Origin of the sequence: Bradyrhizobium sp. 164 (assembly GCF_023073715.1) — a bacterium.
Lineage (GTDB): Bacteria > Pseudomonadota > Alphaproteobacteria > Rhizobiales > Xanthobacteraceae > Bradyrhizobium.
This window is the reverse complement of record NZ_JADPKA010000001.1, coordinates 62,953-78,325: the sequence shown is the minus strand read 5'-3', so window position 1 is coordinate 78,325 and position 15,373 is coordinate 62,953. Positions and strand designations below refer to the sequence as shown.

Annotated in this window: 13 protein-coding genes and 1 pseudogene; 9 read left to right on the top strand and 5 right to left on the bottom strand. The window is 59.0% G+C overall.

Annotation, left to right across the window (positions count from 1 at the left end; translation table 11 throughout):
* The first annotated feature begins 173 nt into the window (after window positions 1–173).
* Complete coding sequence (locus tag IVB01_RS00285) at window positions 174–899, top strand: hypothetical protein (RefSeq protein WP_247494137.1); 726 nt, start codon at window positions 174–176, stop codon at window positions 897–899.
* Between the two features lie 291 nt (window positions 900–1,190).
* Window positions 1,191–2,003, top strand: a complete 813-nt coding sequence (locus IVB01_RS00280; RefSeq protein WP_247494136.1) for a hypothetical protein — start codon at window positions 1,191–1,193, stop codon at window positions 2,001–2,003.
* Window positions 2,004–2,184: 181 nt separating this feature from the next.
* Here IVB01_RS00280 and IVB01_RS00275 read toward each other — a convergent pair whose 3' ends face one another.
* Complete coding sequence (locus tag IVB01_RS00275; protein ID WP_247494135.1) at window positions 2,185–3,111, bottom strand: hypothetical protein; 927 nt, start codon at window positions 3,109–3,111, stop codon at window positions 2,185–2,187.
* A 182-nt stretch (window positions 3,112–3,293) separates the two neighbouring features.
* Between IVB01_RS00275 and IVB01_RS00270 the strand changes: the two genes are divergently transcribed.
* The 5 genes from IVB01_RS00270 (at window position 3,294) to IVB01_RS00250 (ending at window position 5,978) form a co-directional block, all read left to right on the top strand.
* Window positions 3,294–3,563, top strand: coding sequence for a hypothetical protein (locus IVB01_RS00270; protein ID WP_247494134.1), 270 nt, complete (start codon window positions 3,294–3,296; stop codon window positions 3,561–3,563).
* 152 nt (window positions 3,564–3,715) lie between these two features.
* On the top strand, window positions 3,716–3,958 hold the full coding sequence (locus IVB01_RS00265) for a hypothetical protein (RefSeq protein ID WP_247494133.1): 243 nt from the start codon (window positions 3,716–3,718) through the stop codon (window positions 3,956–3,958).
* Window positions 3,955–4,131: a hypothetical protein gene (locus IVB01_RS00260; RefSeq protein WP_247494132.1), complete on the top strand. Its 177-nt coding sequence runs from the start codon at window positions 3,955–3,957 to the stop codon at window positions 4,129–4,131. The genes IVB01_RS00265 and IVB01_RS00260 overlap by 4 nt, the downstream gene beginning before the upstream one ends.
* Window positions 4,132–4,233: 102 nt before the next feature.
* Window positions 4,234–5,169 (top strand): hypothetical protein, encoded by a 936-nt coding sequence (locus IVB01_RS00255; protein ID WP_247494131.1) that lies wholly within the window; start codon window positions 4,234–4,236, stop codon window positions 5,167–5,169.
* A gap of 2 nt (window positions 5,170–5,171) precedes the next feature.
* A complete protein-coding gene (locus IVB01_RS00250) occupies window positions 5,172–5,978 on the top strand; it encodes a hypothetical protein (protein ID WP_247494130.1) in 807 nt (268 codons plus the stop codon).
* Window positions 5,979–5,990: 12 nt separating this feature from the next.
* Here IVB01_RS00250 and IVB01_RS35575 read toward each other — a convergent pair whose 3' ends face one another.
* The 3 genes and pseudogenes from IVB01_RS35575 to IVB01_RS00235 all read right to left on the bottom strand — a co-directional run bounded on the left by IVB01_RS35575 (window position 5,991) and on the right by IVB01_RS00235 (window position 9,006).
* Complete coding sequence (locus IVB01_RS35575) at window positions 5,991–7,097, bottom strand: site-specific integrase (protein WP_247494129.1); 1,107 nt, start codon at window positions 7,095–7,097, stop codon at window positions 5,991–5,993.
* Window positions 7,043–7,723 (bottom strand): annotated as a pseudogene (locus tag IVB01_RS00240) (DUF6538 domain-containing protein); the annotation flags it as partial. The gene IVB01_RS35575 and the pseudogene IVB01_RS00240, both read right to left, overlap by 55 nt.
* Window positions 7,724–8,223: 500 nt before the next feature.
* Entirely contained in the window at window positions 8,224–9,006 is a 783-nt protein-coding gene (locus IVB01_RS00235) for an enoyl-CoA hydratase-related protein (RefSeq protein WP_247494127.1), read from the bottom strand.
* A gap of 673 nt (window positions 9,007–9,679) precedes the next feature.
* On the opposite strand from IVB01_RS00235, the gene IVB01_RS00230 reads away from it, so the two are divergent.
* Window positions 9,680–11,005, top strand: a complete 1,326-nt coding sequence (locus IVB01_RS00230) for an MFS transporter (RefSeq protein ID WP_247494126.1) — start codon at window positions 9,680–9,682, stop codon at window positions 11,003–11,005.
* Between the two features lie 209 nt (window positions 11,006–11,214).
* The gene (locus IVB01_RS00225; RefSeq protein ID WP_247494125.1) at window positions 11,215–13,851 is read left to right on the top strand and encodes a CehA/McbA family metallohydrolase; all 2,637 of its coding nucleotides are present in this window, start codon (window positions 11,215–11,217) and stop codon (window positions 13,849–13,851) included.
* A 186-nt stretch (window positions 13,852–14,037) separates the two neighbouring features.
* On the opposite strand, the gene IVB01_RS00220 is transcribed toward IVB01_RS00225, so the two are convergent.
* Window positions 14,038–15,153 (bottom strand): LacI family DNA-binding transcriptional regulator, encoded by a 1,116-nt coding sequence (locus tag IVB01_RS00220; protein ID WP_247474311.1) that lies wholly within the window; start codon window positions 15,151–15,153, stop codon window positions 14,038–14,040.
* Window positions 15,154–15,373: the final 220 nt, after the last annotated feature.

The window sequence follows — 15,373 nt, the reverse complement described above, 5'->3', positions numbered from 1 at the left end:
TGGTTTGAATAGATAGATCGCGTCTACAAGCGAATTGCGCGAGACCAGTTCACATACAAGATCGAGCGCAGTCATCATGGGTTTAGGCTATCCAGCGGATGGTCCGTTCGATATGGCGAAAGTGGGAATAGTCAAAGCTCTCATATCTCTTATTGATTGCGAGCAGTCTGCCAGTGACGCGCACCGAAACCGTTGCCATGCAGGCCAACGCCGCCGCCGGCACGGGCGAAGGCGTCGTTACGGCTGAGCAGCGCCAACGGATCGAAGAGGTGACCGCCGCCTATGGCGCTGCCACCGAGGCCATTGAAAAGGCCACCGTGGCGCAGTCAATCCGGCGCGGCCGGCAGACCTCACTCCTAGATCCTCAAGACGTGCAGATCGCCGAACAGCTTAGGGGCCTCTATTCGGACGTAGGGACCGCCCTGAACTCGGTTGAGGCGTCGGCCATGCGGACCAATGAGGCCATGCGCTCGATCGGCAGCACCATGAGCAGCAGCCTTACGACCGGCCTCGCGGACATCCTGGACGGCACAAAGAGCGTATCGGCCGGGTTCGCGGACATGTCCCGGGCGATCGTCCGCGCCCTGGAAGAGGCCATGATCAAGATGCTGATCGTGCAGCCGCTGATGCGAACTCTGTCTGGAGGCCTTGGCTTTGCAGACGGCGGGCTAGTCGGCGGCACCGCACCGGTTACCAAGGCGTCGGCGGCTACATCGCGGGATCAGGAACGGGCACGTCGGACAGCATTCCGGCGCGGCTCAGCAATGGTGAATTCGTGGTCCGCGCCTCCGCCGTGGCGAAGCATCGCGCGGTCCTGGAGGCGATCAACAGCGATCGCATCCCCCGGTTTGCCGATGGCGGGCTTGTCGGCGGCGCCGGCAGCGGGGCCGCGCCCATGATCGCGCCCTCAAATGTCATCGCGCCGTCGATCAGCGTCACAGTCCAGGGCACCCCCGGCATGTCGGACCAGGACCACCAACGCACCGGGGAGAACGTCGCGCTCTATTGAGCATCAGGTTCGCACCATGATCGCTCAGGAACTCCGCACCCAGCGGCGTCCTGGTGGAGTCCTCCGGTGACGAAACAGCGCGTGATCCTGAATTCGCCCGCTATATCTCTTCACTGAACCCAACCTGAAATGCGAAAGCCACCCGGCGGCGAACCCGGATGGCTTTCTGGAGGACCCGAACGTGCCGTTGCTTAAGAGAACGTCCGAAGATCACCATCTATATAGCGGGACCGTTGCCATTTCGCAGGACAACCGGCCTCAAAAACGGTCGAAAAAAGTCCCCAAGCGGGTTCGGCAATCCGCCTTCAAAGACAAGAAAATCCTCGAAAAAATAGCCGCTTTCCGCGTTCCGGCTCACATGCTGGCCGAAGAGACTTCAGTTGCACACCCCACACCCTCTAATCTTCGTATCGGCAGCTCCGTAACACCCTCCAACGACAACATACCCGTGTGGGCTCTTACCGGTGACGTAGTCAAAGCCGTGGCCGCGACAGCGGCCCTCCAGATCTCAGACAAGCCCGCTTATGCGTTCACCTTCAACCTGACTCAGAAGGCGCGGGAGAAGGCCCTGACTCATCCACAAGGCTTCCTTGAGTCACTGAAGCGGTCTTTTGACAACCAACTCGCCCGGGCTGGCGTTCGGTTGCCTTACTGGTTTTGCATTGATCGTGATTGGGATGGACGCCTGCATATCCATGGCGCCTTCGCTGGCGTCACCGAGAACGAGTTTCTAAAGGAAGCTATGCGAAGGGCCTGGGGTGAATGGCCGGGGCGGGGTAAACAGTTTCAGATCGACATCAAGCCTTTGCGCGATGATGGCTGGGCAACCTACGCCACGCGCAACCTGCGGCGTGTGTCAGCGAAGATCGGCCCAGCCTTCACGGTCACCCGGCCGCTGCAACAGGACGCGAGATGGACCTACAGCGAGATTAGGGAGATCATGTCTTTTTCATCCAAGGCTTCCACGGAGCGTCGTCCGGTTCATCCCAAATAATCTGCGCAACGCCTATAGGGGTTCCCACAGTCTGGGTGGCTGATTGGGCTGCTATTGCAGCTTCCGCCGAAGGGTGAACGATGCCGCTGGGATATCGGCGGCCGTCTTTGTCGGCGAAAATGTTGGTGTAGCCGTTGAAGGTGGTGAACTTCGGCAAACCTTTTCTCCTCTGACTATGCCTCTATGCGCCGGCTGTGACCGCCGCCTCGGGGATGTCCGGCGCTTTAGTGTTACTACCTCCCTCAAGCTGGAGGGGGTGCTGAACACCCTTCCCCGCTTCGGCAATCTCCTGCGCCATCGCTATGATCAGGCTCTCTCCGTTTGCGAACAGCATTCTGGCGTCGCCTTCGGTTAACACGACCCGGGGATGAACGATCGGATTGCGGTAGTCCTCTCTCATCTGATCCAATTCAGTGAGCGTCTTTTTAGACGGGCAGGGAGTAGGTTCCTTTTCGGCGATCTTCTCCAGGGCGCTGATGTAATCCTTCCAACCGTGCAGCGTTGCGCCAGCCCTACCGCTGAACAACTGATAATAGACTTCAAGGCAAGCCTCCACAGCGCGAGCAACGTGGAAGCCCGAGGCGGAAAGAAGATTGAACGCCAAGCACCGGCCAGCCGCTTTCCAATCGTCTTTTGCCTTCTGTGGGATGTGGGGCTGCAAGTCAGCGGGAAAGGTATTGTCGGCAGCATCAACCAATGCTGGCGTATGATAGATGCCACGACGAGGCACGAAGTATGTGGCGGTTTCTCGCATCTCTTCGGCAAAAACAGTCTCAAACTCACTGACTGCGGATCGTATCCAATTAAGCTCCCATTCCTTAATCGGGGGATCCTTCTCATCGGGAAATCGCAGGGAAGACTTACCTTCAGCATCCTTCGTCTGAAATCGTTCATCCCAGAGCGAATTCATGCGCAAATACGCCTCTCTTGCTTTTCCGTCGGTTATGCCGATGGGGATTGGCTGCCCACCGAGGAGGCCCTCCATCTTTACCTTAGCCTGCCACAAGGGCCAAAATACCCGCTGTGACGGAAGCTCACCTGATAGCTCGATCAGCGTCTGTATGGTTTTTCCAAAATCGTAAAAGGAAAACGGATTAATTCTTTCCACTTCACTTCCCCGGTGATTATCGGCCCCTTGGGGAAAAATAATGAGGGATGGATCAACTTGCTACAACTGTTACTTGAGCTCAGCTGTGGATCGCTGGACCCTGCTTGCCATTGTAAGTCAGTGCTGACTTACAATCTTTAGATGAAGCAACGGCTTGACGCCACTTTAGGAACATGAGTCTCATGGCAGCGTGCATCACACCAACCATGGGGCTGATCTTGTCCGCTGCATCTGGAACGTTCATTCCGACCTCCGCCTACAACGATCTCTTCACGGCTCTGAATGAGATCGACAGCCGCAATCTCTTCAGCGAGGGGAGCCGGGCCGCCGGCGAATGCCGCGAGAACGAGATCAAGCTTGTGCTCGGCATGACCGGAGACATCTGGCCGCTCGAGATTCGCGGCGACCTGATCATTGACGCGCTAGAGCATGCGGACAATATGTCGCACTGAAGAGTGTGCGAAGTCCCATATCGCGCTGACTATAGGGGCCGATAAGCGAACACCTCCGTTCGCTTCTCCTCTATCAGTGACACAGCCGGCGGCACAAACCGCCGGCTGAGTTGTCAGGGGAGAAACTCATCTACTGATACGGAGAGAAGTGAATGCCTATCGATCCCTTTAAGCCTATCACATATTCCGCTGCCCGCCGTCGCTACAAGCGTGCGACCGGTCAAAGCCTTTGCACTCTCACCGCGCGCGAGAGTGAATTCCATTCCGGTGCGAAATACGCATTGGTCAATAAGGAAGGCGACATCACTGCAACCGGCAATATCGATACCGTCGAAGCGTGGTGCCGCGGCGAAGGCGTGCTGATGCCGCACGAATTCTTGAAGCAAGCAGCATGACCAGCTTCACCTACGACGACGATCGCCGCACCGGCAGTTACGAAATCCGTTCCGGCATGGTGCGCGTCGCCACCGAATTTGGGACCAAAGCGACCCAGGTCGGCGGCTCGCCACCATTGGTCATCGCCCGAATGCTAGCCCGCGAGTTGACGCAGGCGGCGAAGCTCAAGTGACCGGAAAAGAGGGCGCGGATCACACCGCGCTCTCTTGCTTTTGGGCACCGCCCTATTGCTCAGAATCGTCCTCGCGCTTAGATTGCGCGGGGGGATTCTGGAATGCAGCACGTGGTAATGTTCAGCGCTGGCGCAGGCTCTTGGGCTGCCGCTAAGCGAGTGGCCGAACGTGTTGGCCTCGACCGCCTGCAACTTTTGTTTACTGACACTTTGATGGAAGACCCGGATGCCTATCGATTTTTGATCGAAGGCGCGGCCAATGTCTTCGGAATCTCCCTCTCGGGGAGAATGAAGGTTCCATCATACTCAGAGTTTCCGGACTTCAGGGATCGGCCAAAGTGGAAAAGATACTTGGAGCGTTTGAGCACGGAAGCAGTTGCGACTATCCCTCAACTTGTTTGGTTGAAGGATGGTCGGGACATCTGGGAGGTGTTTTTTGACGAGCGGTTCTTAGGCAATAGTAGACTCGATCCGTGCAGCAAAATTCTTAAACGTCGCGCTGCTGACAGATGGCTTGTAGAAAATTGTGATCCCCGCGATACCGTTTGCTACGTAGGAATAGACTTCACGGAGGCGCACCGCTTCGATGACGGACGTGGTGGAGGTCTGAGGCCAAGACGCGCCCTGGAGGGGTGGACGTATGAGGCTCCGCTGTGTTCGGAGCCCTGGCTAGCCAAGTGGGACGTCATCGAATGGATGCGAGCCGAAAGGATCGCGCCGCCTCGCTTATACGCGCTTGGCTTCAGCCACAACAATTGCTTCGGGTTTTGCATCAAAGCGGGGCACGCGCACTATCGCCTGCTGTTGCAGACGCTGCCCGACGTGTATTCTTATCACGAGCAGAAAGAGCAAGAGATCAGAGAATACCTTGGGAAGGACGTATCTATCCTCGCGGATCGACGGCATGGCAATAAAAAGCGGCCGCTCACGTTGCGCGCTTTCAGAATGCGCGCAACGTCGGAACACGCCTCGTCAAGCGAGGATTCAGATTATGGTGGCTGCGGATGTTTTATCGACCAAACGGCTTCGACGGAGTGATCATGTCCACGGGCGGTGCATTCATACAAGTGGTTGCCAGCACGACCGCGTCCGCCGCGGACGTTTGGACGGCAAAAGACTACGCGACTGTTATTTCTCCGTTGGGCAGTGCAGCGGTCGGCATCGTTGCCCTCATTGTTAGCGCCGTAATGACGACGAAGACGCTTCGCGTGTCCCAGCTCAACAATGAAGCTACGATCTGGCAAAAGGCAAATGAGCTCGAAGTAAAGGAGATTCAGGATAAGCTGGATCGCTTCTATGGCCCATACAGTCAGATGTCTGGCACAAACGCGTTGCTATCCAGAGACCTGCGCAGCCGGCAGCAGGATTCATCCACTTTCTTGTTAATTGAAAAGTTGTTCGACAAGAGTTGGCTGGAGTCTCTCCCAACAGATCAGAAAGCGCTCGTCGGCGAGTTGGTGACCAATGCGGGGAACATGCGCAAGTTTATTCTAGACAATGCGAAAATGGCTGATGCGAAGATCCAGCCATATTTGTCACGCGTTTGCGCGCACTATAGGATTTTGGAGCTGGCGCATGCTGGCCAACTCGGAACTGATCCGAAGCCATACGTAAGTAAATACGTATTTCCCATCCAGATCGAAAAGGTATTGGCTTTGGAAGTTGCGCGCCTCGAGAGCCGCAAGCAGCACTTGCGATCGCAGCCAAGCAAGCAGCCTCCCATGATAGGCGAGCTACTGATACCCGAAGACTTGAAATTGCCGGAGTGGCAGTATCCGAAGCGCCAACACAGGGACGGACTAAATATGCCGATTGTAGACAAGGAGCAGCCTGGGGCGAGCAAATAAGCCGCGCCATTCTCACGAAAAGCTATAGTGAATCGACTCGATCATCGCCATGCGATCCCGCAGAGGTCCTTCCGGCAATACGCCATACCGCCCCGTGGTGCTGGCCTTTGCATGCCCCGGCAGTATGCCATGCTGCTCATCCAGGTAACCCGCCGCGCGGAAGGCGTCGGTGACGTTGTGGCGGAAGCTATGAAAGTTAACGCGCCTGTCCACCTTCACGCCGACAGCTTTGAAGTAGGCATTGAAGAATTTCGAGGCCTCACCGAAATAGCCGCGCTTGTCGCGATCGACTTCGGAAAACAATCGCTGCTCGCCGCGTGCGGCCACGCCTGCATGGTAGTCAAGGAAACCCAACTCGATCAGCCTGGAGTGGACCGGCACCACACGCATTGACCCGTCCGTCTTGGTGGACTTGGTCGAGCTTTCATCCTCGCCGCCAACCTCAGTAATGTGAAATATCCACACGCCATGAAGTTGGCGCACGTCTGACGTCAGCAACTGGCAAAGCTCGCCCAGGCGAGCACCGGAATAGATCGCGATCAGCGGAATCCAATATCGCCAGTCTCGCACCGCCACATTGCCCGGTTTGCTCTCGGCGCCATCGCCTCGGCACGTGCCGAACAGCGGCGAGTTGAAGATCGTCTTGAGCTGATCGACGGTGAACGGGAAGCGGTTCTTCCGTCGCTTGTCGATCGACAGATACATTGCGCTCATCACGTCATCGTCGATATACTCGTTTTGCAAGAGCCATCGTGCGAAACTGCCGAGCGCCGCCAAATATTTGTTGATCGAGTTTTGGCTAATCGTCGGCTTTTTGACCGTCTCGTTCGCCTCAATTACCTTACGGAATGACATTCCCTCGAATGCCTTGCTGTCCGCCGCCTTCACCGGCCAGCGGGCCAGCTCTTGTTTCCAGTTGCGGACGGCTTTGCGCGTGATCACCGAGACGTGCGACGCCTCGCCGACGAATTCGGCGAACAGCTTCACAATCTTGCGGTTCTGATCCCAAGTATCCGGCCGCGCGTCTCCAAGCCGCTCAGTCTTGAACTTGTCGTAAAGCTCCATCAGCGTTTCGCCCGGTGCGGCAACCCGTTTGCCCTGAGTGAGATCGGCGGGCACGACGATCGGATCAGAGGGCACACCGGACCAGTTGCCGGCATCGCGTTCGGCGGCACGCTCCAGAACCTCGATTTGTGCGCGCTGCAATCGCTGGCATAGATCGCGGTAGGCCGGCGAGCCTTGACGACCAGCAGCCGTTCGCTTTGGATCACCTCATCAGCCTTCCATTCGATTAAGGCCGTCTCACCGGTGGCGAGGTGCTTGCGTAGCTCGGCAAGCTGGATCGCCCGCCGCTCCCGGTCGAGCTTCGCCGCGTCCCTCATGACGATCAGATCAATGGTCGCGTTAAGCTGCACCATCGGGTCGCTGGACCAGAGCACGCGGCCCGCCTCGATATCGGTTGCGAGCTTGTCGGTTACCTCACGCAACGCCGCGACTGTCGGCAACGCCGCGCGCGACCGGCCGTCGTGGTCCAGCCCGGTTTCATAGTGGGACCACACCGCCGTCTGGAGATCGGCCGGGGAGGGCTCCCGGCGCTGCTCCATGTCAGCGAAGCGAGCACGGAATGACGCGATCACAGGCGCCGCTCTGTCACGCGCCTGCCTGGGGTCGCTCGTCTTAAGTGACTGCCAAATCTCTTTCCGCTTAGGCACCGGCTGGAGCTTCAGCGGCACGCCGACGCGGACGTAATAGGACGTGCGACAGGACGTTTTTGGATGTTAGTGGCGATCGACATTCGAGTCCTCGTAACCGTGACTCGTAACCACTACTCGTAACCGCTAAGCATGAAAAGCTGTTTTAGATCAAGCGTTTGTTGAATTCGTTGAATTTTTGCTGGGGGTCCTGAGCGTCCAGGTTCCCCAGCCAACCTAAGAGTCCACAGCGGGATCAAGCGACTTTCTGTCGATCGCAGAACCTAGCCTAGTCAATCCACACCTTTGGTCCACTTCGACCGAGAGGGGCTTTGACCTTTGCGCAGGAAGGCCCGGGCGCACCGGCCGAGATGGTCCCTGACAGGCGCCACCGCAAGTTCAATGTACATTGGTGCTCGAAGGGTGGGCACGACAGAATTCTAGATCGCAGCGTTGGCCTGGTCGATCCGAAGGAGTGCTTAATCGGGTGCATCGTGGGCCAGTACCGGCACATGTGGAGCGCCGGCAGCAGCGAAGGCTGGGGATCGCGACGGCTAATTTCCACGATAGTTTGGCGATCGCTTCTCGAAGAACGCGTTCATTCCTTCCTGCTGGTCAGCAGTGTTGAATGCGCATCGAATTGCCTGGCGCTCGAATTCGAGCCCGGCGTCCAGGGTGGTCTGAAAGGCGGCGAGAACGGCCACCTTGGCGAGCTCAGTCGAACGCGGCGGCTTTTGGGCGATCAGTTCGGCGATCTCGAGCGCTCGCGCCTGTGCCTGGCCGCTTTCGACGACTTCAGCGACAAGGCCGGCCTGCATCGCCGCACGGGCAGAAATGGATTGGCCAGTCAGTATCATCAGCATGGCCAGAGATTTGCCTGCCACGCGCGTCAGACGCTGGGTTGCGCCGTCGCCTGGCAAAATCCCGATGTTGATTTCAGGCTGTGCAAACCGCGCTCCTTCGCCTGCTATGGCGATGTCGGCGACCAAGGCCAATTCGTGACCGCCACCGAAGCAAATTCCCTCAACCGCGGCGATAAGAGGCTTTGGAAAATTGGCGATGTCCCGCCACGCAGAACGTCGCGCGGGATTGTCGATTGCCTCAAACCCGCGCTGCTGCATCTCCTTAATATCGGCTCCGGCAGAGAAGAAGGCTTCGTGCCCGCAAAGGACGACGCAACGAACATCCTCATTGAGCGCAGCGTCCCGCAAGCTCGCGCCAAGCTGCGCGATCAGGTCGTTGCTTAAGGCGTTTCGTTTCGACGTCCTGTTCAGCGTCACAACGCGCACATGGGCCCTGGGAGAGGTCGAGAGGATGAGATCGGGCTTGCCGGTCATTGAGGGTGTCTCCTGAAAGAAGTCAGAAAGGCAGCCAATATACTGAAATCGTTTTCCACGCAAAACATGCTTCATTATAGTCAATCCGACTGACCAGGCTTCGAGCTGTTTCTGGCTGCTCAAGAAAGAAATTGCTGGTCAGACGGAGAGAAGGTTCAGGGGCAGCATTTTCCGCGCTTGACTCCGGAATCTAGAGCGCCTACGTTTATGAAATCGATTTCAGAACTGCGATTTTTCTTAGCGAGATGACGGCGTGGTAGCGCGGCGCCGTCCAACAAGAACAACAGCTTCTTCACGAGTGCGCTTTGGCGACAGGAGGGATGGAAACCATGGGAATGGGACACGGGCTCGCGCGCGTTTTGTACGCAGCGCGTTCGGTGGCGTCTGCTCTTGGGCAGCTGCACAGATCGGAATCGCCGCTCGCGATCTCTTTGACTAAGGTCATGCAAGAGCCGGTCGTGCGGCCGCACCTTGCGAATCGCGAACCAAGACGGCCTTATCGGCGGCATGCCGCGTACCCGTTGGCGCCTGCGCCTTCACCGCTACGAGCCGGCCCGCTCAAGTCGCGTTTATCTTAGATAGCGCCGCACTCCGCGCAGTAGAGCCAGCGAGCGGCTGCTCGCCCTTGCTTGACCGCGGCATCATTAACGCCATTGACTGAGCTCGAGGACACATGAACATTATTGCTCAACCCAGTGCCGTATCTGTTCAGCTTGATAATCAGATTGCGAACAGACGGATGACCGTCGGCCTCGGAGGGGGCGTAGCGCTGGAGTGGTACGACTGGAACGTCTACGGCGTGATGGCGGCGTTTCTCTCGCCGCACTTCTTTCCTTCCGATGATCCCACGACCTCGCTGCTTGCGGGGCTAGCCGTGTACGGGGCGGGCTTCTGCGCGCGGCCACTGGGAGCGGCTTTGCTTGGCCCAGTCGCAGATCGCATTAGCCACAAGCGAGTGATGATGATCTCGGTGACGGCGATGGCGGTTTGCTCGCTGCTGATCTCTCTATTGCCGACCTACCGGGACATCGGCGTCACGGCGGCTGTGGCGCTGCTTATCATGCGCCTTATTCAGGGGCTTGCTACCGGGGCCGAGGCGGGTGTCGCCAATGCAATCGCAATTGAACTGGCGCCGCCCGGAGAGGAGGGGCGTTATCTGGGGCTGATCGGTGGCACTTTCATTCAGCTAGGCAACCTTGGATCCAGCCTGGTTGCGTTTCTGGTGAGCGCATCGGTTGCCCCCGAAGCGATGCGCGAGTGGGCCTGGCGCGTACCCTTTGCGGTCGGCGGGGTGCTGGGCCTACTGATCATTTATCTGCGCACGTCGGTACCGGAGACCTTGATCCATCGGGTTATGCATCGCGAGGATGAGTCGTCGCGGATTCAGGAAACCACCGGCGGTGTGTGGAAGACGCTCTGGAGCGTGCGGCTATCCCTGCTTGCGGTCATCCTGGTGATCGGATCGGTGCAGATCGCCAACTATGCCTGGAACACCGGTCTGCCCAATATGGCGAACACAGTGTTCAAGGAGAATAGCACCTCTGTATACGGAATTATGACGCTGATGGTCTTGATCTGGATGTTGGCCGCCCCCCTTGTTGGCGCCTTCGCCGACAAGGTGCGCCCCTCGCGTGCGTTCACGCTGCTGCGCCTACTGCTCATCCCATGCTTTTTCCTGACGCTGCTTTATTCGGAGAAGGGCATCTCCACGTTCTTCCTTGTCACGGTGTTCGGCGGAGCCATCGTGGGGTTCAACATGGCCCTCTATAACTTCATCGCTACCACCCTGATGCCGCGTGCCGTGCGCACCACGGGCGTAGCGCTCGGTTACGCGCTCGGCGTCTCATTGTTTGGCGGGACCTCACCGTATCTTCTTGTGTGGTTGCAACGCGAGCACATGGCCTGGATGTTTCCTGTCTACGGATCGTTGATAGCGCTCTTAAGCGTGGTGGTCTACCACTTCGCCAAAAGGCGTGGCCGCGTCTACATCGGTGACTGAACGCCTTCTGCCTGCCGCTTGCGCCACCCAGCAGAGGCAAAGCCTTCCTTATCAGACGCAAAGCATGTCGACCGGCGAGTATCTCTTGATGCTGGGCAAGAGCATGGGATTGGGACGAGCGCCTTCGCCAGCAGCGGGACACGTGAGCAGTCCTCATCGCATCCAGGGCCGCTTATGGGCGACGACGTCCATGAACTGGAGTCCATCGAATGAAAACGCCATCGTCGCCGCACTTCGCGCCCGTCGACTTGCAGCGATATTTCAACGCCGGTCGCCTGGAACTCGATGAGGGGTTCGGCAGCCGCCCAGGCGACACCGGCTGGATCGATTCGCTTCGAGGACCGCAGACGTATCGAGGCATCCCGTTTCTATTCGGCGCCAACGCCGGAGCGGATGTGCTGGCCTTGCGTCCCGGGGGGCTTCCTGTGGTGATCGCGCTGCCGCCCACATTGGCCAGCTACGTGCTCTTTGTGCAAGTGGTCGCGGACCGCCCACCCGTAAGCCCTCAAGGCTTCGGGGAGATCGGGCCGGCAACGCTGCCTGTGGAGGGCAATTCGCTCGGCGATCGGGTGTCGACATACGTGCTCCGATACGTCGACAGCACCGAGGCCGACGTGCCGGTGCTACGGCGGTTCGCGGTCCAGCAGAACCATATCTCCTGGAGCGCGAGCCCGTTCGCGGCGCTGCCATTACGGGGGCCCATCGTGCACGCAAGCACCGGCGAAAACTGCGCACTCGGCAGAACGGCGGGCGCGAGCTTCTTCCATGGCGAGACCCGCACCGAATCGGGGCGCATGGATCGACAAGGGGAGAACTTGTGGCTTTATGCGCTCCAAAATCCATATCCGGAGAAGGAGCTCACCGCGCTAAGCTTGCGAGCGGAGCAAGAAGTTTCTCTTGTCTTTGCGGTGACCACGACAAGGCTCACCCAGCATCCCCTGCGCCTCCAGGCTCGTCGCAAGCTGAAGATGCGGCTACCGCCCGGAGTGCATCTGAATAAACTTGGCGAGCTCGACGTCGATCATCGGGGCGAACAGATCGGCATGGATCTCGGCACGGTGATCTCCGCCCGCGCGGCGCTTGACTACGCGAGATCGGACTGGCTCGGTGACAAGCACGACGTGCAGCCGGTGCGTTCCGAGGACGAGGTCATCGTCGAGTACTCCGCCCATCCCGACGCAAGGCTGTACCTACGCTCCGACGACGGCCGCTTGCACCTTGCCGATCTTCGGTCGCTGGAAGCTGCCGGGAACGCAGGAGACACCTCGCTGGAGGTGGTGCCCATCGCGCCGGCAACAAGGCCCGTCAAAATCCGCATCGTAGAGAAGGGCAACGGCGTGCGTGTCGCCGCGCGCCTGCATGTGCATGGCGCGGATGGGGAGTATCTGCCGCCCAAGGGGCACCACCGCAAGGTCAATACCGGAAGATTCGAAGACTTCGCCGGGGAGTTTACGAACGGGCTGAACCAGTACGCCTATGTGGATGGCAGCTGCGAGGCGGACTTGCCGATCGGGCCCGTGTTCGTGGAGATCAGCAGAGGCTTCGAGGTGCGGCCCCTACGCCGTATCGTCCAAGTCACCGCGACCACGGAGGAACTCACCTTCGAGCTGGACAGGGTGCTGCGCTGGCGCGAACAGGGCTGGGTCAGCTCCGATACTCACGTCCATTTCCTGAGCCCGCACACAGCCCTGCTAGAGGGCAAGGCGGAGGGGGTCAACGTCGTCAACCTGCTCGCGGCACAATGGGGCGAGTTATTCACCAACGTGGCCGATTTCGACGGGCGCACGACGCTCGGGGCAAAGCACTTCGGCGGGGACGGAGAGTTCCTTGTTCGCGTCGGCACAGAGAACCGTATGCAAGTCCTAGGACACATATCGCTTCTCGGCTACGAAGGCGAGATTATCAGCCCCCTGTCTTGCGGCGGACCCAACGAGGCTTCGATCGGCGATCCTCTGGAAGCGACCATGGCCGATTGGGCGGAGCGCTGCCGCCAGCAAGGGGGCCTTGTCGTGATGCCGCATGCTCCCAACCCGCAAGCCGAGCGGGCGGCGGACATCGTGCTCGGCCTGGTCGATGCCATTGAAATGATGTCGTTCAACCCGCGGACTGCGCAGATCAGCGCATTTGGTCTGGCTGACTGGTACCGTTACCTCAACATCGGTTACCATCTGCCACTGGTCGCCGGCTCCGACAAGATGGACGCTGCCGCGCTCCTCGGAGGCTCGCGGACCTATGTGCAGCTAGGTGCGCGCGATTTCACGTATCGCAACTGGATGGATGCCGTACGCAGCGGAGACACGTTCATCACAGTCGGGCCGCTCGTTGAGGTGATAGTGGAAGGACGTCGCCCCGGGAGCGCGATCGCGCTTCCCCCTTCGGGTGGCACCATCACAATCGACTGGCGGGTCGCATCGGTCAGCGTCGCGCCAACACGGGTGGAGGTGATCCGCAATGGCATCGTCATCGATGAAGTTCGATGTAGCGAGTTGTCGTGCAACAGCCAGCTCGCGTTGCGCATCACCGAGTCCTGTTGGATCGCAATACGCGTTCGAGGCAGTGTGGCGGGGCGCGAGGCCGACATCGCGGCCCACACCAGTGCGGTGTATGTCAAAGTCGGCGACAAACCGGTCTTTGCCACTGCGGACGCGGTGTCGATTCTTGCACAAATCGAGGGATCGATCGCCTATATGGATACGCTCGCTCCCAGGACTGACGAAGCGCGGCACTCGCGCCTGCGAGCTGCCTTGGAGCTTGCACATCATCGTCTGCATCATAAGCTGCACGAACTCGGCGCCATTCACCACCATGGGCCTGTTCACTCCGTTCACACCGAGCGCGAGCACTGAGAAGGGGAAAACGTCGTGTGAGTTGCTCTCCTTTCTCTCGCTCCAGCGCTTGGCGGGCAGCACGGCCGCGGCATGTTCAGCCACGTCCACTTGTGCCACCACCGGTGATATGGTCGCGCAGCGTGGCAGCCCGAACCTTGGAGGAGCGCAGGAGAAATCGATTTCAGTGACAGCGCGTCGGCAGCTTCAGCCCGGGCTGCGCCTGCGACGCGGTGGGCGTTCGCTAGATCTCGGCGGCCCGGTCGATGACCGCATGACCAGTCGATAGGGCAACAGGACACTCCTGGGAAGTGGGCTTCCAGCGATCGCATTGATGAGATAATCGGCGGCTCCTCGGCCAATTTCAGCTGCCGGAACACTGACTGTTGTGAGCGGCGGGTCCATCTGCGCCGCCAGCTCCACATCGTCAAATCCTGTGATGGAAAGCGTAGCTGGCACGGCGACCCCAATTTTGCGGGCCTCTGCCATTGCACCGATGGCAAGGGTGTCGGTGGTGCAGATCACCGCCGTCGTGTCGGGGTGGTCGGTGAGGAGCTGACGAAGAGCGCTGCGACCCTGGGCAAGCGAATAGTCGGCCTTAATGATCTGGGTGGGCCTGAGCGGGAGGCCGGCGTCCGAAAGAGCGCGCTGAATGCCCTCGAGCCTCGCGCGGGATCGGTCGTTGGACGCAGCAACAACATTGGCGATCGCGCCGAAACGGACGTGTCCAAGCCGCAACAGATACTCGGTCATCTCGCGCGTGGCTCTTTCGTTATCGATTCCGATCGCGGGAATGCCGCCAACTGCCTTCGAAACATAGGTCGTGATCACAGGCACACCGGCTTGTTCAATCAGAGCCCTCAGTTCACGTCCATGGGAGCCTCCGACCAGTACAATTCCATCGATGCCGCGCTCGATGAGGCTCTGCAGTTCCTGAAGTTCGCGGCGCTGATCATATTGGGAATTCGCGATGAAGAGCGTATAGCCGCTTTCGCTGAGGCGGTTCTGCAGCGCCTCAACTCCTTCGGCAAAGATGCCGAGCGCCAGCGTCGGAACGATGACTCCAATGGTGCGCATGCGTCCCGACTTCAAGGCTCTCGCCGCGCTGTCTCGCGTGTAGGACAGGTCGGTGATGTGCCGCATCACCTTGTCCCGGAGCTCCGGTCTCACGATTTCGGGATGATTGAGGACGCGCGACACGGTCGCAGGGGACACATTGGCCTTTCGCGCGACATCTTCGATCTTCACGCGCGGTTGCTGGCGTCCTTTGGGCTCGATTGTTGGTTTTTTATCCATCCGGTCTGGTCGCTCAGTCAATGGCATGAGTCCGATCCACGTTAGAACATTGGACAGCCAGCGTTCTCAAGCTCTGTATACGCCCGATCCGTCTTATCCAGTGGAACTCTGGTACATGGGCAGGCGCTGAGTTGGCAGGCCGCCCATTTTGCTTGACTCTGCACATCATGATGCTTATTTCTGAAATCGATTTCAGAGGCCAAGCCAAAATAGAACACCTCTGATCCAAGAAAACTGAAAGCGAGAC